An 18,501-nucleotide genomic window follows, 5' to 3' on the forward strand; every position below is an offset into this window, starting at 1 on the left:
GCCATGCCCCATGTGTCACGCTCGGTCGATGGCCCCAGAAGTGGCAGCTCAACATAGGCCCCTTCACGCGCGCCCCAGACATGCAGGGTTTCGCCGAAATCGGTGTTGGTGCCTGCCTTCATGCCCATTTCGCTTGCCGGATCAAAGAACCCGCCAAGGCCGACCGTGGTGTTGACCAGGAACCGTGCCGTATCCTGAAAGGCGCCACGCATGTTCAGCTGAAGCACGTTGTTGACGATGTCGCTTGGCAGCGACAGGTTCACCGCGAACCGCACGACTGCGTTTTCGATGTCGTCGGGCAGGGCGCGGGAATACCCTTTGGCCACGGGGCGCACCAATGCGCGGTCAAGGCCGAGGTTGAACTGATGAACCTGACGGTTCTGGCCCTCATAGGGGTCAAACGGCTCTTGCGTGTTCCGCGATGCATCGGGGTTGGCACAGGCGGCAATCAGCACCAGCCCGAGTAGGGCGGTAACACGGCGCGTGGGGTGAAAGAGTGATTTTAAAGTAAAAGGCAGCAAGGGAAATATCCGGGAACTTGGGTTGGCAAAGGATTACATATACGATCGGGCGGGCAAACCCAGCATCCCCAATTTGATGATCACAATCATGTGGCAGATTGGTGACATGGTTTTCGATCACGCAAACCATTTGTTCGTACAAATGCACATATACCATACCGGATGGAAACACGACCGGATAGCCTGAGAATCGGAACTGGGCGCGATGAATTGCGCACCGCACGTCGCGAAAACCGTGGCCTTTATTGGTTTGTGGGCCTGTTCGGTTTCTTTGCAAACCTGCTTATGCTGACCGGTCCTGTCTATATGCTACAGGTCTATGATCGTGTTCTGGCAAGCAGATCTGTCGAGACCCTGATCGCGCTGTCGGTGCTTGTGGCATTTCTGTATGGCATCATGGCCCTTTTGGATTACGCCCGCGGGCGGATCATGGGGCGCGTTGGGGCGCGGTTTCAGGCGCGGCTTGACCGGCGGGTCTTTGACGCGGTGATTCGCAAATCCTCAGTCGCCCCCGATGCCAACACGGCCAGCGGCCTGCGCGACCTTGAGGCGGTGCAGCGGCTGATGACATCACCGGTTCTTCTGTCGATCTTCGACATGCCCTGGACGCCGTTTTTCGTTACCGCAATCTGGGTCTTTCACCCATGGCTGGGCGTGCTTGCCGTGCTGGGTGGGCTGCTGCTGGTCGGCGTGAGCGCGATCAATCAGATCGTCACCCGCAGCCCCGTCATGCGCGCCAACAGCGCCAGCATACAGGCCGAGGCGACCTCGGAGGAATTGCGCAGCGAGGCCGAGATGGTTCAGGCCATGGGCATGCGGGACGCGGCCTTTGATCGCTGGCAGGTGGCGCGAAGGATCTCGCTGGCCGAGCAGATCCGCGCGGCCGATCTCGGCGGCAGCTTTGCGACCTCGACCAAGGCGTTACGCCTGTTCTTGCAGTCCGCGATGCTTGGCCTCGGGGCCTATCTCGTGATCCGGGCCGAGATGACAGCCGGCGGAATGATCGCGGGGTCGATCCTGTTGGGGCGGGCCTTGGCGCCGGTCGAACAGGTCATCGGTCAATGGGCGCTTGTCCAGCGGGCGGCCGAAGGCTGGAACAACCTGGAAGAGCTTTTGGATGCCGTGCCGCCGCAAGTGCCGCGCACTGCCTTGCCGAGGCCCCGCGCCCTGCTTGAAATACAACAGGTCACCGTGGTGCCGCCGGGTGAGACGCAGGCCGCCCTGAAATCGGTGACCCTCAGGCTCCAGCCGGGGCAGGCGCTTGGCGTGATCGGCACCTCCGGCGCGGGGAAATCGACCCTCGCGCGCGCCATCACTGGTGTCTGGCGACCGGTCGGCGGCAGGATCCGGCTTGATGGCGCCGCGCTTGAGCAATACGATCATGCGGTTCTTGGGGGGCATATCGGTTACCTGCCGCAGCGGGTGCAGCTTTTCGAAGGAACCATCGCCGGGAATATCGCGCGCCTCGCGCAAGAGCCCGATGCCGCCAAGGTGGTCGAGGCCGCTCGAAAGGCCGATGCGCATGACATGATCGTCAGGCTGCCCGATGGCTATGACACCAGGGTAAGCGCCAATGGCGGGCGCCTTTCGGGCGGCCAGATTCAACGCATCGGCCTTGCCCGTGCGCTCTATGGCAATCCGGTCATCCTTGTCTTGGACGAGCCTAATTCGAACCTCGATAGCGAAGGCAGCGCGGCGGTGAACCGCGCCATCCGGCGATTCAAGTCTGAGGGCAAGGCGGTGCTTATCGTCGCGCATCGTCCGGCCGTGATCAAGGAATGCGATCTTTTGGCGATGTTGGAAAACGGCATGGTGCGGGCCTTTGGTCCGCAGGACAAGGTGTTGCAGGAGGTGCTGCAAAACCCCAGGCTGGTGACCGAGAGCCGAAGTGCCGGGGGGCTGAAATGAACAACGCGACGTCTGATACCGCATGGTCGGCACGCGGCCCGGTCATGATTGGCCTGATCGGGTTGATCCTGCTTGTTGGCGGGTTCGGCACATGGGCCAGCCTGACAAGGATTTCCGGGGCGATCATCGCCAACGGGCGCATCGAGGTCGATCAGAACCGTCAGGTCGTGCAGCATCCCGACGGCGGTGTCGTCGCGACGATCAATGTGCAAGAAGGCGACCTTGTAACAGAGGGTCAGGTGCTGTTGCGCCTGGATTCGACGCAGGTGCAATCAACCCTGCGGATCACCGAAAACCAGCTTGCGGAACTGATGGCGCGGCGTGGTCGCCTTGAGGCCGAGCGCGACGGCCAGGCCGGGATAGGTTTTGATCCGCTGCTCGAAGAGCTTGCCAGTCGCCTGCCTGACGCGCGGGCTCTTATGGCAGGGCAGGAGAACCTGATGCGCGCGCGGGCCGAAACTGCGGCCTCCGAGATTGAACATCTGGAAAAACGCCGCGGCCAGATCGCCAGCCAGATCAAGGGGATCACGGCCCAGCAGGTGGCCCTGACCCGCCAACTTGACCTGATCAAACAGGAGTTGCGCGGTCAGCAATCGCTTTTGGATCGCGGGCTTGCGCAGGCCGGGCGCGTCATGCGCCTGCAACGTGAACAGGCCCGCCTTACCGGGGCCGTGGGCGAGCTTGCCGCGCAAAAGGCACAGGCCGACGGGCGCATCACCGAGATCGACCTTCAGATACTCAAGCTGGGCTCGGATCGGCGGGAACAGGCGATCAGCACGCTGCGCGACCTGCAATTCCGCGAGTTGGAATTGCGCGAACAGCGCCGCGCGCTTTTTGAGCGGATGGCCCGGCTGGACGTCACCGCGCCGGTTTCGGGGATCATCTATGACCTGAGCATTTTTGCGCGGCGTTCGGTTGTCCGCCCTGCGGATCCGGTGCTGTTCATCGTGCCGCAGGATCGCCCCCTCGTGATCAATGCGCAGGTCGAGGCGATCCATGTGGACAAGCTTTATTCAGGTCAGGATGTGACCCTGCGGTTCACCGCGCTGGATCAGCGGCGCACGCCGGAATTGGTCGGGCGGGTCACGCGGATTTCGGCCGATGCCTTTCAGGACAAGGCGACGCGCGCCAGTTATTACCGCGCCGAAATCGTGCTGGGCGAGGGCGAACAGGCGCGCCTGCCCGAAGGGACGACATTGATCCCCGGCATGCCGGTCGAGACCTTCATCCGCACCGAAGATCGCACGCCGATTGCCTATCTGCTCAAACCTTTCACCGATTACCTGAGCAAGGCGTTTCGCGGATAGGCGGATTTGAGCGGCACCCGGCGGTTTTTCGATTTCATTCCGCAAAAACAGCGTCTAGCTTCTGTGCAACGCTGCATCGAGGGAGATATGCCATGAGCCGATTTGAAACAAAACTTGCCGAGATGGGGGTTGCCCTGCCGGATGCACCCGCCCCCGCGGCCAATTACGTGCCCTATGTGCAGGCAGGCGACATGCTTTATGTGTCCGGTCAGATTTCCAAGGATGACAGCGGCCTTATCGTCGGCACGCTTGGCGATGACATGGATGTGGCGGCCGGTGCGGCGGCGGCCAGGGTTTGCGCAATCGCGCTTTTGGCGCAGGTCAAGGCGGCCTGTGGCGGCGATCTTGACCGGCTGGTGCGGGTGGTCAAACTGACTGGCTTTGTCAATTCCACCGGCGATTTCACTGACCAGCCGCAGGTGATCAACGGCGCCTCCGATTTTATCGGCGAGGCGCTTGGCGATGCGGGCAAACACGCACGCGCGGCGGTATCGGCCCCCTCGCTGCCGTTCGGCGTAGCGGTTGAAATCGACGGGGTGTTTCAGATCAGATGACGGCGCTGACCGAGGGGTTTCTTCGCCTGCCGCTGGCGCATCGCGGGTTGCATGACGTGGCGGATGGTCGCCCGGAAAACTCGCGCGCGGCGATCCGCGCGGCGATCAAGGCGGGCTATGGCATCGAGATTGACCTGCAACTGTCGCGCGACGGGCGCGCGATGGTGTTTCACGACTACGATCTGGAACGGTTGACTGGCATCAAGGGTGCTGTGCGCCAACGCGATGCCGCCGATCTTGCGCAACTCCCGCTGTTGGGTGGCGACGAGGGCATCCCGGATTTCGCCGAAGTGCTGGCGCTTGTCGCCGGTCGGGTTCCCCTTCTGGTCGAATTGAAGGATCAGCATGGCCAGATGGGCGAGACCGACGGCATTCTTGAACAGGCCACAGCAGACTGTCTTGCGGGGTACAACGGCCCGGTCGCGCTGATGTCGTTCAACCCGCATATGGTGACGCGCCTCGCCGCGCTTGCGCCGCTTGTGGTGCGCGGCCTCGTGACTTGCGGCTATACCGCCGAGGATTGGCCGCTGTTGCGCGCCGATACCCGCGCGCGGCTGCGCGATATTCCGGATTACGGGCCAAGCGGGTCGGGTTTTGTCAGCCATGACATCGACGATCTGGACAATCCGCGTCTGGCCGAACTTGCCGGGAATGGCGCGGCCCTTCTGTGTTGGACCGTGCGCTCGCCAGAGGCCGAGACAAAGGCGCGCAAGGTGGTACAGAATATCACCTTCGAGGGCTATCTTCCCGCATTGCCCGCTTGAACCAAAGGTAAAGCGGGCCAGATAGGTAAGGCGGGAAGACAACGGCGGGGCCAATGACGCAAAGCGAGCTAGTGATAAGCCTGCACGACGCTCTGGCACAGATCGGGCCGGAGGCTTGGGATGCTTGCGCCTGCCCCGAGTCCGCAGGCGGCGCGCGCCCGACCGACCCTTTCACTACCTACCGGTTTCTCAAGGCGCTGGAAGACAGCGGCTCGGTCGGGGCGGCAAGCGGCTGGCAGCCCCATTACATGACCGCCGAAGCCGAGGGGCAAATCATCGCCTGCGCGCCGCTTTACCTGAAATACCACAGTCAGGGCGAATATATCTTCGATCACAACTGGGCCGGTGCTTACGAACGGGCAGGCGGGCGCTATTATCCCAAGCTTCAGATCGCCGTGCCGTTCACGCCGGTGACCGGGCGCCGGTTCCTGGTGCGCCCCGGCTTTGAAGACATCGGGCGCGCCGCGCTTGTGCAGGGCGCGATCGAGACCGCGAGGCGCAATGCGCTCTCTTCGCTGCACCTTACCTTTTGCACCGAGGACGAGGCCCGCGTCGGGGCTGCCATGGGGCTCATGGCGCGCAAGACCCAGCAGTATCACTGGGTCAATCGGGGGTATGGCGATTTTGACGCATTCCTTGCCGACCTCTCGTCGCGCAAACGTAAGGCCATCCGCAAGGAACGCGCCCGCGCGCAGGCCTTTGGCGGCGAGATTGAACAGCTGACCGGCGATCAGATCAGGCCGCACCACTGGGATGCGATCTGGGCCTTCTATCAGGATACCGGCGCGCGCAAATGGGGCACGCCGTACCTCACGCGGGCGTTCTTTGATCACGCCCATGAACACCTGCGCGACGACATCCTGCTGGTGCTTGCAACCCGTGGGGGGCGGGTTGTGGCGGGGGCGATGAACCTGATCGGAGCCTCGGCGCTTTACGGTCGGTATTGGGGCTGCATCGAGGATCATCCCTGCCTGCATTTCGAGCTGTGTTATTATCAGGCGATGGAGTTTGCCATTGCGCAGGGCCTTGATCGCATAGAGGCTGGCGCGCAGGGCGAACACAAGCTGGCGCGCGGCTATCTTCCGGTTGGCACCTATTCGTTGCACTGGCTGCGCGATGACGGGTTTGCCGAGGCGGTCGCGCATTACCTTGAGGCCGAGCGTGCGGCGGTGGATGAGGATATTGATATCCTCACCAGCTATGGCCCGTTCCGCAAAACCGATATGGAGGATCACCAATGAGCGAACACCTGAGCGAGACTGCCCGCAAGACCACGCTGACCCCTCTGCTTGAAAATGGCTGGACGCTGGATGAAGAGCGGGATGCGATCTGCAAAGAGTTCAAATTCGGCAATTTCGTCGAGGCCTTCGGATTCATGACCCGGGCCGCGATCTGGGCGGAAAAATGGAATCACCATCCAGAATGGTTCAATGTTTACAATAAGGTGAATGTACTCCTGACCACCCACGATGTAGGCGGCCTTAGCGCGCTTGACCTCAAACTTGCCCGCAAGATGGACGGGCTGGCCGGCTGACCTTGCCCGCACAGGCACGCGCCGCCCGCAGATAGAGGATCCATAACCGGCTTCTTCTTGCCGAAAATATCCCGGGGAGTTTGAGGGGCAGCGCCCCTCATCCTGGCCCCTCATCCAACAAAAAAGAGCGGCCTGCGCCGCTCTTTTCCAAAGCCCTTCTAAACGGGCCCGATGCGGTTTGCTTACATCGCCGCCAAAAGCGATTCGCCTGCCGTCACTTCGCAGGTGCCGGGGCTTTCCTCGGCGTGCAGCAAGCTGACCGTGCCATCCTCGACCAGCATCGCATAGCGCTTGGAACGACCGTAAAGCCCGGCGGGGGGGGCGTCGAACTCCATGCCGATCGCTTTTGTAAACGCGCTCTGCGGGTCAGACATCATGCTCAGGCCCGCCTCATTGGCGCCGGTTGCCTCGCCCCAGTTTTTCATCACGAAGGGATCGTTGACGCTGACACAGATGATCTCGTCCACGCCTTTCGCGTCAAACTGTGCTTTTGTGCGCACGAAGCTCGGCACATGCGCCGAATGGCAGGTCGGCGTATAGGCGCCGGGCACGGCAAAGATCACCACTTTGCGTCCTGCAAGGCGCTCGGCGAGCGATACGCTTTCGGGACCGTCTGCGCCAAGCTGCAAAAGTGTTGCATCGGGAAGTTTGTCGCCTTTCGAAATGGTCATGGTCGCTCCTTGCCTATCAATGATGTTTCCATTGGATGTAGATATAGGCGGGTGGTAGGCAAGTGACCACGACAAATTAAAAGGAGAAGGCGTATGCCGGGGGTGGTAGTGATCGGGGCCGGACAGGCCGGTGCGTCGGTGGTGGCCAAGCTGCGCGCGGAGGGGTTCGAGGGCAAGATCACCCTGATCGGCGAAGAGCCCGTTCCGCCCTATCAGCGCCCGCCCCTGTCCAAGAAATACCTGTTGGGCGAGATGGCGCTTGAACGGCTGTTCCTGCGTCCGGAACGGTTTTACCCCGAGGCGGACATTGATCTGCGGCTGAATACTGCGGTGACGGGAATTGATCGCGCCGCCAAAGAGGTTGTGATGGGCGATGAGCGCCTCGGATACGAGCATCTGGTGCTGGCCACGGGATCGCGGCCCCGGCGGTTGCCCGCTGCGATTGGTGGCGATCTTGGGGGGGTGCATGTTGTGCGCACCCTGGCCGATGTCGATGCGATGGCGCCGGGTTTCGTAGCCGGTGCTCGGGTGCTTATCGTGGGCGGCGGTTACATCGGGCTTGAGGCGGCGGCGGTCGCGGCCAGTCGCGGCATGCAGGTGGTTCTGGTTGAAATGGCCGATCGCATCCTGCAACGCGTGGCGGCCAGGGAAACCTCGGATTATTTCCGCGCGCTGCATACGCGTCACGGTGTCGACATCCGCGAGGGTATCGGCCTGGAGCGGCTGTTGGGCGCAGGACAGGTAAGTGGCGCGCGCCTGAGCGACGGCAGCGACCTCATGGTGGATATGGTCATTGTCGGCGTCGGGATTACCCCCGACACCGCCCTTGCCGAGGCGGCGGGCCTTGCGATTGACAACGGCATTGCGGTTGACGCGATGGGCCGTACCAGCGACCCGGCGATCTGGGCCGTGGGCGATTGCGCGTCCTTTCCCCATGAGGGTGGGCGGCTGCGGCTTGAAAGCGTGCCCAATGCGATTGATATGGGCGACTGCGTTGCAGGCAATATCATGGGCAAGGAGGTGGCCTATGTGCCGCGCCCCTGGTTCTGGTCCGATCAATATGATGTCAAATTGCAGATCGCCGGCCTCAACACCGGATATGACCGTATCGTGACCCGCTCCACCGGGGACGAGGACGCGGTGTCGTTCTGGTATTTCAAAGGCGCACAGCTTTTGGCGGTTGATGCGATGAACGACCCGCGTGCCTATATGGTCGGCAAGCGGCTGATTGATGCGGGCAAAACCGCCGACCCCGATCTTGTGGGGGATGCCGGGGTTGACCTCAAGGGTCTGTTGAAATCGTGAGGATCATCGGCGGAGAACATCGGGGCCGCGCCCTTGCCAGCGTTGGCAAGGGGGACGCGGGCGCGCATCTGCGCCCGACAAGCGACCGGGTGCGTGAAAGCCTGTTCAACGTTTTGGCCGGGGGCTATGGCGATCCGGCGAACGGCGCTCGGGTGCTTGATATCTTTGCCGGCACCGGTGCGCTTGGCCTTGAGGCGCTGTCACGCGGGGCGGTGACGGTCAGTTTCATCGAGGATGGGCGCAAGGCGCTTGGTATTTTGCGCCAGAATATCGCGCTCTGCCGGGCCGAGGATCAGACCCGCATTTTCAAAACCGACGCGCGCCGTCCGGGGGGGAATCCGGGCGAACCGCATGATCTGGTGTTCCTTGATCCGCCCTATGCCAAGGGTCTTGGCGAAGCGGCGCTTGCGGCGGCTTTTGCCGGGGGCTGGATCGCCGAGGACGCGCTTGTCGTCTGGGAAGAAAGCGCAGGCATCACCCCGCCCGAAGGGTTCCGGCTTATCGAGGAGCGCAAATACGGCGATACCATCATCCGCTTTCTTGAGCGGCACGCCTAGCCCCGCATCAACTCGGGCAGATCACCAGACAACCCCGCCGCCTCGCGGATGAACCCACGGCGCAGGCCGGGCATGGCGTCGATCGCGCCCATTCCCAGATCACGCGCCACGCGCAGCAACGGGTTATCGTTTGAAAACAGCCGGTTGGTCAGGTCTGTCGCCATCGCCAGCGTAGCGGTGTCAAACCGGCGCCATTGCTGGTAACGGGCCAGAACATCAGAGGCGGCAAAATCTTCGCCGCGATGGGTGGCCTCGTCCAGCACCTGCGCCAATGCGGCCACATCGCGCAGCCCGGCATTGAGACCCTGACCGGCAATCGGATGCATCCCATGCGCCGCATCGCCGATCAGTGCAAGCCGCTCTGCGACGAACTGATTGGCAACGCTCAGGCTGAGGGGATAGGTGAAACGTTTGCCCGCAAGCGTGATTTGTCCGAGGAAATCGCCAAAGCGCGGGCGCAGGACCTCGATGAAATCCGCATCCGAAAGGGCCGCAAAGCGGGCGGCGGTTTCGTCCGTTTCGCTCCAGACAATCGAACTTTGATTGCCGGGCAGGGGCAGGATCGCCAGCGGTCCATGCGGCATGAAAAACTGATGCGCGATGCCGTGATGCGGCAATTCATGCGCGATCGCCGCGACCAGAGCAGTCTGGCCATAGCCCCAGCCAGTGCGCCTGATCCCGGCGCGCCGGGCTGTGCCCGATCCGCGCCCGTCCGAGCCGACAATCAGCCGTGCAGTCATGGTCTGGCCCGAGGCAAGCGTGACGCTGGCGCCTTTCGTTCCGACCTCTTGCGCGATGACGCGCTCACCGGACATCTGGGTAATCAGCGGTGTCTCGGCCATCGCCTCAAGCAGGGCGCGGCGCAAAAAGCGATCCTCAAGCATATGCCCCATCGGGCCTTCTTCGATCTCGGCGTGATCAAAGTGTAGAAAGAACGGTGCGGGGCCCTGGCCCGCATGACCGTCCGAGACCTTGATTTCAAGCATCGGCTGGGCGTGATCGGCGACCCGTTGCCAGACCCCGAGATTGTCCAAAAGCCGTACCGAGGCGAGGGCCAGAGCATAGGCGCGCCCATCAAAGGCGGCGTCCTTGCGAAGCGGTTCGCCCAGGGCGTCGATCACCGTGCTGCGCAATCCGGCGCGCGCCAGGGCAAGGGCAAGGGCGGGGCCGTTGAGCCCGCCACCAACAATCAGGATGTCGCTGTCATGTTCCATAATCCTCAATATGTTTTCCGGGGCGGGATTGTCCATGCGCCGCTCTGCCGCTACCAATGATTTTTGAAAGACACCGCAAGCAGGAGGCAGGCAATGCGCGAATGGCTGAAGATGACGGCAGGCGATCTGGGGCGCGGCATTGGTCGCGGCGAGATCGACCCGCAGGCCCTGACCGAGACCTATCTTGAGGCGATCAATTCCCACCCTGCGCGCGACCGCATCTATAGCGCGGTGACTGCCGGGCGTGCCCGCGCCGAGGCCGAAGCCGCCGCCACCCGCGCCGCCGCCGGACAGCGACTTGGCCTGCTTGATGGTGTGCCGGTAAGCTGGAAAGACCTGTTTGACAGTGCGGGCGTCGCGAGCGAGGCGGGCAGCGCCCTGCTTGCCGGTCGGGTGCCCGAACGCGACGCCGAGGTGTTGCGCAATGGCACGGCGGCGGGGCTTGTCTGTCTTGGCAAGACCCATATGAGCGAGCTCGCCTTTTCCGGGCTCGGCCTTAACCCGGTGACCGCCACACCGCCTTGCGTGAATGACGAAAACGCGGTGCCGGGCGGGTCATCCTCGGGGGCTGCGGCGAGTGTGGCCTTTGACCTGGCGGCCTGTGGCATCGGGTCGGACACCGGCGGGGCGGTGCGCATCCCATCAGCCTGGAACGATCTGGTGGGATTGAAAACCACCGCCGGGCGGGTGTCGCTTGCGGGCGTCGTGCCGCTCTGCGCCAGGTTTGACACAGTCGGCCCGCTGGCCCGTTCGGTCGAGGATGCGGCCCTGATGCTGGCCGCCCTTGAAGGCGGCAAAGCCGCCGATCTGCGCGGGGCGCGCCTTGAGGGGCTGCGATTTGGCGCGTTGCGGACGGTCGTTCTGGATGACATCCGCCCCGAGCCGGGCACGGCCTATGAGGCCACCATTGTGCGCCTGCGGGACGCGGGCGCCGTGGTGGAAGAGTTCGAGGCACCCGAAGTGGCGGAAGCGATGCCGCTTTCGGCGGCGCTTTTCACCGGCGAGGCCTATGGCATCTGGCGCGACGTGATCGAGGCCGCGCCGGACAAGATGTTTGCCCCGATTCTCGAACGCTTTCGCGGCGGCAAAGAGGTGGGCGCCGCCGACTATGTGGCCGCCTGGCGCCTGCTGGAGGGATTGCGCCGCGATTGGGCGGCGCGGGTCGCCGGCTATGACGCGGTGATCATGCCCTCGGCCCCGAACCTGCCGCCGAATGCCGAGCGGCTGATGACGGATGAAGCCTATTATGTGACCGAAAACCTGCTGACCCTGCGCAATACGCGGGTTGGCAACCTGATGGGGCTTTGCGCCGTGACATTGCCCACGGGTCAACCCGGCTGCGGGATCATGTTCTGTGGCAAGGCGTTTCAGGAAGAGCGGCTGTTGCGGGTGGTCAAGGCCGCCGAAGACGCCTTGGCCTGAGGCGCGCGGGGCGATGCAAGGGAGCCTCCGGCGGGAGTATTTTCCGGAAAGATGATAGCAGGGCAGGCGGCATGCCTGCCAAAATGCCACAATTTGTCTGTCAAGGTATTGGTTTTGCTGGACCTGAGGGCGGGGCTTGGGTAGATTCGGCAACAAATGGGGCGATAACGATCCCAAACTTTGAGGCAGTATCAGATGTTTCCCGAGCGGTTTTCGAACCTACCGGCCTATGCGTTTCCGCGCCTGCGGAGCTTGTTGGACGCTCATGCGCCCGGCGGCGAAGTTCTGCATATGACGATTGGCGAACCCAAGCACGATTTTCCGCGCTGGATCGTCGATATCATTGCTGAGCATGCAGACGGCTTTGGCAATTACCCCGTGAACGAGGGCATGCCCGCACTATTGGAAGCGATGAGCGGCTGGACCCATCGGCGCTATGGCGTTGACCTGGCGGCCGATACCCGTTTCATGGCGCTGAACGGCACCCGCGAGGGGCTTTACAATGCGATGATGGCGCTTTGCCCGGAAACCAAGCGCGGCAAGCTGCCCGTTGTCCTGGTGCCCAACCCGTTTTATCAGGTCTACATGGTCGCCGCCCTGAGTGTGGGGGCGGAGCCGGTATTCTTGAACGCCACCCGCGATACCGGGTATCTGCCGGAATTCACGGCCCTTTCGGAAGAGGTTCTGAACCGGGTGACGGTGGCCTATCTGTGTTCGCCCAGCAATCCGCAGGGGGCCGTGGCAAGCCGCGCCTATTGGGCCGGTCTTATCGGCTTGGCGGAAAAGTACGATTTCCGCATCTTCGCCGACGAATGCTATGCCGAGATTTATCGCGATGGTCCGCCCGTGGGTCTGTTGCAGGTGGCCGCGGAGATGGGCGCCGATCCTGAGCGGATCGTGGCGTTTCACAGCCTCTCTAAACGCTCGAACCTGCCGGGGCTGCGCAGTGGGTTTGTCGCGGCGGGCCCCGAGAGCATCAAGGCGATGAAACAGCTTCGCAATTATGCTGGCAGCCCCCTGCCGATGCCGCTTCAGCATGCCGCCACAGCGGTCTGGCAGGATGAGGCGCATGTGGTCGAGAACCGCCGTCTTTACGGTGAAAAATACCGTATGGCGGATGAGATATTGGGCAATCTGCCCGGCTATCGCAGCCCCGAGGCGGGATTTTTCCTGTGGTTGCCGGTGCCCGATGGCGAAGAGGCGACCATGACGCTCTGGCAAGAAACCGGCGTGCGGGTATTGCCCGGCGCCTATCTTAGCCAGGAGGCTGGCGGCGTGAACCCCGGCAAGGGATATATTAGGGTCGCGATGGTGGCCGAAAAAGAAGAGATGGCGCGCGGGCTGAACCGCTTGCGTGACTGTCTGTACGGTTGATTGAGGGCGAGGGAAAAGATGGCATATCAGACGCGCGGGCGTGACCCCCTGCTGGACAGCACCATGACACAGGCGATTGAAAAGCGTGGCAAGGAATTGCTTGGCCTCACGCTTTTGATGCTGGCGGCCATGGCGGCGGCGATGGTGGCCTCTTACAGCCCGGATGATCCCAGCTGGATGTCGGCCACCGATGCGCCGGTGCAGAACTGGATGGGGCAGGTCGGGGCCTCGATTGCCGCGCCGCTGTTCATGATCGTGGGCTGGGGCGCCTGGGGGCTTGCCATCGTTTTGGCGGCCTGGGGCGCGCGGTTTGCGCTTCACCGCGGGCAGGATCGCGCCGTGGGCCGTCTTATCTTTGCACCGATCTGGCTTGCGGTGCTGGCACTTTATGCCTCTTCACTGACGCCGGGGGCCGAATGGGCCGCGACCCATAGTTTCGGGCTTGGTGGGCTGTTCGGCGATACCGTTCTGGGGACTTTGCTTGGCATTCTGCCGCTTGGCGCGAGTGTTGGGCTCAAGCTTTTGTCGGTTCTTTTGGGGGGCGGGATGCTTGTGCTTGGCGCGTTTGTGCTTGGCTTCACGCGGGTAGAGCTTGCGCGGATCACGCGGTTCCTTCTGGTCGGTGCGATCATGAGTTATGCGGGCCTTATGACCCTTCTGGGCAAAGGTGCTGAGGGGGCGGCGCAGGCCGGGCAAGTGATGCAGGCGCGTCTTTCGGAGCGCCGCGCGCGCCGCGCCGAGGCGGGTGAAGCCGCCGCCGCGCACTATGAGCCGGAGTTTCAGAGCACTGTCGTGCAGCGGGCTTATGCCGAGCCGGAGATCGGGCACACGCCGGATGCTGCCCCGGTCGCCGAAAAAGCCGGCGGCTTGCTGGCGCGGATGCCGATGCTGATGCGCAAGCCCGATGTGATGCCAGAGCCGGAATTGGTCGAAACCGCCGCTTTTGAGGGCGCGGCTGATATGCCCGGCGACGACCGGATCAGCGCCAAGATTTCGGATGTGATCCGTGCGCGGGTGCGTCAAAATCCGAACGTGCGCGCCGAATCCGTGGCGCCGCTGACCAAGGGGCGCGGGCGTGGACCCGACCCCCTGATCCTGAGCGCGGCGCCTAAGGTTGCCCTGCCGCCAGAGCCGCCGCTGACCGCACCCCGCGTGACGGATGCGCCGCAGATGCCGCATTCTTACGGTTTTGACGACGAGGCACCCTTTGACGATGATCAGCCCGTTGTTGACGATTTCACCGCCTATGAGCCACAACCGGCAGGACAGGCGCCGCGCATCCCGACGCCCGAGCCGCGCAAGGTGGTGCAGCATGCCCCGCGCCGCGCGCCGCAGCCCTCGACACGCGCTATCGCCGAGGCGCAGCCGACGCTGAAATTCGACGAGGGCGCGGGCGCCGAATATGAATTGCCGCCACTCAGCCTTTTGGCGAGCACCGAAAACATTCAGCGCCATCACCTGAGCGATGAGGCACTTGAGGAAAATGCGCGCATGCTTGAAAGCGTGCTGGACGATTACGGCGTCAAGGGCGAGATCGTCAGCGTGCGCCCCGGTCCGGTCGTCACCATGTACGAGCTCGAGCCTGCGCCGGGCCTCAAGGCGAGCCGGGTGATCGGGCTTGCCGACGATATCGCGCGCTCGATGTCGGCGCTTTCGGCACGGGTTTCCACCGTGCCGGGCCGCTCGGTGATCGGGATCGAATTGCCCAATGACAACCGCGAGATGGTTGGCTTTCGCGAAATCCTGTCAAGCCGTGCCTATGGCGACGGAAATCAGCGCCTGCCGCTGGCGCTTGGCAAGGATATCGGTGGCGATCCTATGGTTGCGAACCTGGCAAAGATGCCCCACCTCCTGATCGCGGGGACCACCGGGTCTGGTAAGTCGGTGGCGATCAACACCATGATCCTGAGCCTCTTGTACAAGTTGACGCCGGACGAATGTCGGATGATCATGATCGACCCCAAGATGCTTGAACTGTCGGTCTATGACGGAATTCCGCATCTTCTTTCGCCGGTGGTGACTGATCCCAAAAAGGCGGTTGTGGCCCTCAAGTGGGTCGTGGCGGAGATGGAAGACCGCTATCGCAAGATGTCCAAAATGGGCGTGCGCAATATCGACGGCTATAATGGCCGGGTCGATGAGGCACTCAGGAAAGGCGAATTGTTCAGCCGCACGGTACAGACCGGCTTTGATGACGACACCGGCGAACCGGTGTTCGAGACCGAAGAGTTCGCACCCGAGAAGATGGCCTATATCGTCGTGGTGGTCGATGAGATGGCCGACCTCATGATGGTGGCGGGCAAAGAGATCGAGGCCTGTATTCAACGTCTGGCGCAGATGGCACGCGCCAGCGGCATTCACCTTATCATGGCGACACAGCGCCCCTCGGTCGATGTGATCACCGGCACGATCAAGGCCAACTTTCCGACGCGGATTTCATTTCAGGTCACCAGCAAGATCGACAGCCGCACCATTCTGGGCGAAATGGGCGCGGAACAGCTTTTGGGGATGGGCGATATGCTCTACATGGCGGGCGGCGGCAAAATCACCCGCTGTCACGGCCCATTCGTGAGCGACGAAGAGGTTGAAGAGGTGGTCAACCATCTCAAGGCCTACGGTCCGCCCACCTATGTCGGCAGCGTCCTGCAAGGGCCAGATGAGGACAAGGCCGATAGCATCGACGCGGTGCTTGGGCTGAGTTCGGGCGGCAATACCGATATGGAAGATGCGCTTTACGATACGGCTGTTGCCATCGTGATCAAGGATCGCAAATGCTCGACCTCCTACATCCAGCGCAAGCTTGCGATCGGCTATAACAAGGCCGCGCGGCTTGTCGAACAGATGGAAGACCAGGGCATCGTCAGCTCTGCCAACCATGTCGGGAAACGCGAAATTCTGGTCCCGGAGCAGTAAAACCCATCCCGCGTTCAGCCCGGTCGGGATTGGACGCGGGCTGAACTGAGCGATCTGCCGTGACGACCTCCAGGCCCGACAATGGTTGCATTCGTCAAAGCCCGCATTTACCGATGCGCAATTGCAGCCACCTCCAAAGGCGGAGCCAGAGCCATGTCCGACCAATTCCCGCCCTCCGGGGCCGCTCAACGCCTGATGGATTGCCCGAATTGGCTCTATCTTCTGCGGGAATTCGACTCGCTTTACCGCTATGGCTCTGCGGGCGGCAGCGCTGCGATCCGTGGCCACCGCAAGCGGGTGCGCGACAGGTTATCGGCGGCCATGGCCCGCGACCCCGAAATGATTTCCCGCGACTGCGAGAGGAAACCGGTCACGGCGCACCTGCCCCGCGCGCTTGACCTTGGCGAGCGGGCGGCGATGCAGGGCATGGCACGCGCTCTGCGCGAGGTTAAAGACGAGCTGACCTGGGAATATGGTTATGAGAAGATTTCCAAGGCGTTGAGCCAGAAATATGCCTATTGCGAAATCCTTGGTCCGCAAGGCCCGGTGCAATGCGATAACCTGATCCTTGGATTCGTGCTGTTTGCGCCCAATACCACCTATCCGCAGCACAGCCACAATGAGATCGAGGAAAGCTATATCTCGGTGTCTGGCGCCTGGTCGGAGAACAACTCGGCGGTATTTGCCCCCGGATCGCTGATCCTGAACCGGTCTGGCGATGAGCATCGCATCACCACAGGTGATCGCGACCCCTGTCTGCTGGCCTATGCCTGGACCGGCCCTGACGCGCGCCTTGCCAAGCCGAACATGAAGCTGACACCGACCCGCAAGACCAAACCCGCATCGTGATCTGTCCCCCTGCTATCGGATAACAACCGGCATGTTATTGCGCCTTTGGCGACGCGCGCCAATGTTTTTGGCGAAGACAGGATGCAATCGCTTGCGGAAAGGCTTAGATCTGAACCTATGAAATACATGCGTATCTTGACGGTCCCGGCGCTTATGCTGGCGATGACCCTTCCGGCGGCAGCGCAACAGCTTTCGCTTGGGCAAATCTCGGGCTATCTGAACGGTCTCAAGACCGCACAGGGCGCGTTTACCCAGATCAATGACGACGGCACGATCAGCACGGGCCGTATCCTTATCAAGCGTCCGGGGCGGGTGCGGTTCGAATATGATCCGCCCGAGAAAACTCTGGTGGTTGCCGATGGTGACACCGTGGGGATCGTCGATCCCAAGTCAAACACCGGAACCGAGGCTTATCCGCTGCACCGCACGCCGCTGAACATCATTCTGGCGCGCAATGTCGATCTGACCCGCGACCGGATGGTCACCGGACATTCCAGCGATGGCAAAAGCACGACCGTGCGCGCGCAGGATCCCGACAATCCCGAATACGGCAGCATCGAGCTTGTCTTTACCGGCGATCCGGTCGAGCTGCGCCAATGGGTGATCAACGACAGCGGCGGTAGCCGCCCGACGGTGGTGCTGGGCGATCTGAAAACCGGCATGCGGCTAGACGACGAAAGCTTTGTCATCCCCGGCAAGGAACGGCTTCGGATCGACCGCTAGGCGGCCCCGCGCAAGGCCGCCTGACGCGTCAGATGCGCCGCCCGCCGCATCGCGCCAACTGGCCGCGATATGCGGTCGAGCGCGCATCCACATCGCCTGCAACCCGCAACAACCACGGCTTGCCGTTATAGCTTCCGCGTGCAAAGCCGGTACGCCCTTCGTGATAGGCGAGGTACTGGCCGCGCGCATCCCCAAGGGAAATGCCCAGCCGTTCATTGGATTTTGCCATGTACCAGCCGATGAAATCAGCCGAGTCATGGATATCGCTGCGCCGCGCGGCAAAGCGGCGGTTTGCCCGCTTGTATTCATCCCATGTGGCATCAAGCGCCTGACTGTATCCGTAGGCAGAGCTTTGGCGACCCATCGGGATCACCCCGAGCGTATAGCGAAACGGGGTGCGGGCATCGCTGATGAATTTGCTTTCCTGATAGATCGTCGCCATCTGGACGTGCATCGGCACACCCCAACGACGTTCGGCCGCGCGGAAGGCGCGGGCATATTCCGGACGCTCGCCAAGAATGGCGCAGGCGTTGTCAAGGTTGCGCGGTGCCCTGCCATAGCCACTGCCGCCGCCACAGGACGCCAGCAAAAGCAACATCATGAACGCGCGAAGAGTTCTGCTCATCTGCCTCTCGCTTTCTTGTTTTCTTGCAACATTAGCCGAATCCGTGCGCGGTGGAAATCACGAATTCGCCAATTTTGGCGCCCCCCGGGGGCGGGTTGCCGCCTGTCGCGACTGTAGGACTTCGGTTCACAGACTGTTTCCGGCGAAATTCGGCGGATAGTTGGACAAAGCACCCTTGAAACGTTTACTATGTGTCGGTAGGGGCTGTTTTATTATGATTAAGACACGTGCAAAATATCACCTGGGCCAGGTTGTCCGTC

Annotated in this window: 17 protein-coding genes; 13 read left to right on the forward strand and 4 right to left on the reverse strand. The window is 62.3% G+C overall.

All coding sequences use genetic code 11. From position 1 onward, the window contains the following. Nucleotides 1-521 (reverse strand): VacJ family lipoprotein (locus tag QZ522_RS10680; protein ID WP_294610937.1); only part of this gene is annotated, 521 nt, incomplete at its 3' end. A gap of 162 nt (nt 522-683) precedes the next feature. Between QZ522_RS10680 and QZ522_RS10685 the strand changes: the two genes are divergently transcribed. The 6 genes from QZ522_RS10685 to QZ522_RS10710 all read left to right on the forward strand — a co-directional run bounded on the left by QZ522_RS10685 (nt 684) and on the right by QZ522_RS10710 (nt 6,588). Continuing rightward, nucleotides 684-2,429, forward strand: a complete 1,746-nt coding sequence (locus tag QZ522_RS10685; protein WP_294610940.1) for a type I secretion system permease/ATPase — start codon at nt 684-686, stop codon at nt 2,427-2,429. Continuing rightward, nucleotides 2,426-3,736: an HlyD family type I secretion periplasmic adaptor subunit gene (locus QZ522_RS10690; protein WP_294610943.1), complete on the forward strand. Its 1,311-nt coding sequence runs from the start codon at nt 2,426-2,428 to the stop codon at nt 3,734-3,736. Before QZ522_RS10685 ends, QZ522_RS10690 begins: the two co-directional genes overlap by 4 nt. A gap of 92 nt (nt 3,737-3,828) precedes the next feature. Beyond that, on the forward strand, nt 3,829-4,290 hold the full coding sequence (locus QZ522_RS10695) for a RidA family protein (protein WP_294610946.1): 462 nt from the start codon (nt 3,829-3,831) through the stop codon (nt 4,288-4,290). Continuing rightward, nucleotides 4,287-5,054: a glycerophosphodiester phosphodiesterase family protein gene (locus tag QZ522_RS10700; RefSeq protein WP_294610949.1), complete on the forward strand. Its 768-nt coding sequence runs from the start codon at nt 4,287-4,289 to the stop codon at nt 5,052-5,054. Before QZ522_RS10695 ends, QZ522_RS10700 begins: the two co-directional genes overlap by 4 nt. 53 nt (nt 5,055-5,107) lie before the next feature. Continuing rightward, the gene (locus tag QZ522_RS10705) at nt 5,108-6,295 is read left to right on the forward strand and encodes a GNAT family N-acetyltransferase (RefSeq protein ID WP_294610952.1); all 1,188 of its coding nucleotides are present in this window, start codon (nt 5,108-5,110) and stop codon (nt 6,293-6,295) included. After that, nucleotides 6,292-6,588 carry a 4a-hydroxytetrahydrobiopterin dehydratase gene (locus QZ522_RS10710; protein WP_294610955.1) on the forward strand — a complete coding sequence of 99 codons (297 nt, stop codon included), beginning with the start codon at nt 6,292-6,294 and terminating at the stop codon, nt 6,586-6,588. The genes QZ522_RS10705 and QZ522_RS10710 overlap by 4 nt, the downstream gene beginning before the upstream one ends. A 182-nt stretch (nt 6,589-6,770) precedes the next feature. Here the strand turns inward: QZ522_RS10710 and QZ522_RS10715 are convergent, their stop codons facing one another. Continuing rightward, entirely contained in the window at nt 6,771-7,259 is a 489-nt protein-coding gene (locus tag QZ522_RS10715; RefSeq protein WP_294610958.1) for a peroxiredoxin, read from the reverse strand. A gap of 93 nt (nt 7,260-7,352) precedes the next feature. On the opposite strand from QZ522_RS10715, the gene QZ522_RS10720 reads away from it, so the two are divergent. Beyond that, complete coding sequence (locus QZ522_RS10720) at nt 7,353-8,564, forward strand: FAD-dependent oxidoreductase (RefSeq protein WP_294610961.1); 1,212 nt, start codon at nt 7,353-7,355, stop codon at nt 8,562-8,564. Then, on the forward strand, nt 8,561-9,121 hold the full coding sequence (gene rsmD / locus QZ522_RS10725) for a 16S rRNA (guanine(966)-N(2))-methyltransferase RsmD (RefSeq protein WP_294610963.1): 561 nt from the start codon (nt 8,561-8,563) through the stop codon (nt 9,119-9,121). The genes QZ522_RS10720 and rsmD overlap by 4 nt, the downstream gene beginning before the upstream one ends. Here rsmD and QZ522_RS10730 read toward each other — a convergent pair. Beyond that, nucleotides 9,118-10,371: a UbiH/UbiF/VisC/COQ6 family ubiquinone biosynthesis hydroxylase gene (locus QZ522_RS10730; protein WP_294610966.1), complete on the reverse strand. Its 1,254-nt coding sequence runs from the start codon at nt 10,369-10,371 to the stop codon at nt 9,118-9,120. The genes rsmD and QZ522_RS10730 overlap by 4 nt on opposite strands. A 57-nt stretch (nt 10,372-10,428) precedes the next feature. On the opposite strand from QZ522_RS10730, the gene QZ522_RS10735 reads away from it, so the two are divergent. From QZ522_RS10735 to QZ522_RS10755, 5 genes are all read left to right on the forward strand, one after another. Further along, on the forward strand, nt 10,429-11,757 hold the full coding sequence (locus tag QZ522_RS10735) for an amidase family protein (RefSeq protein ID WP_294610968.1): 1,329 nt from the start codon (nt 10,429-10,431) through the stop codon (nt 11,755-11,757). Nucleotides 11,758-11,952: 195 nt separating this feature from the next. Then, nucleotides 11,953-13,131: an aminotransferase class I/II-fold pyridoxal phosphate-dependent enzyme gene (locus QZ522_RS10740; protein WP_294610970.1), complete on the forward strand. Its 1,179-nt coding sequence runs from the start codon at nt 11,953-11,955 to the stop codon at nt 13,129-13,131. Nucleotides 13,132-13,149: 18 nt separating this feature from the next. Beyond that, a complete protein-coding gene (locus QZ522_RS10745; protein WP_294610972.1) occupies nt 13,150-16,044 on the forward strand; it encodes a DNA translocase FtsK in 2,895 nt (964 codons plus the stop codon). A 153-nt stretch (nt 16,045-16,197) separates the two neighbouring features. Beyond that, nucleotides 16,198-16,893, forward strand: coding sequence for a dimethylsulfonioproprionate lyase family protein (locus QZ522_RS10750; protein ID WP_294610974.1), 696 nt, complete (start codon nt 16,198-16,200; stop codon nt 16,891-16,893). 117 nt (nt 16,894-17,010) lie between these two features. Continuing rightward, a complete protein-coding gene (locus QZ522_RS10755) occupies nt 17,011-17,616 on the forward strand; it encodes an outer membrane lipoprotein carrier protein LolA (protein WP_294610976.1) in 606 nt (201 codons plus the stop codon). Nucleotides 17,617-17,644: 28 nt separating this feature from the next. On the opposite strand, the gene QZ522_RS10760 is transcribed toward QZ522_RS10755, so the two are convergent. Further along, nucleotides 17,645-18,241 carry a lytic transglycosylase gene (locus tag QZ522_RS10760; RefSeq protein ID WP_294610978.1) on the reverse strand — a complete coding sequence of 199 codons (597 nt, stop codon included), beginning with the start codon at nt 18,239-18,241 and terminating at the stop codon, nt 17,645-17,647. Nucleotides 18,242-18,501 lie beyond the last annotated feature (260 nt).

Source organism: uncultured Roseovarius sp., from assembly GCF_913054395.1.
Classification (GTDB): Bacteria; Pseudomonadota; Alphaproteobacteria; order Rhodobacterales; family Rhodobacteraceae; genus Roseovarius.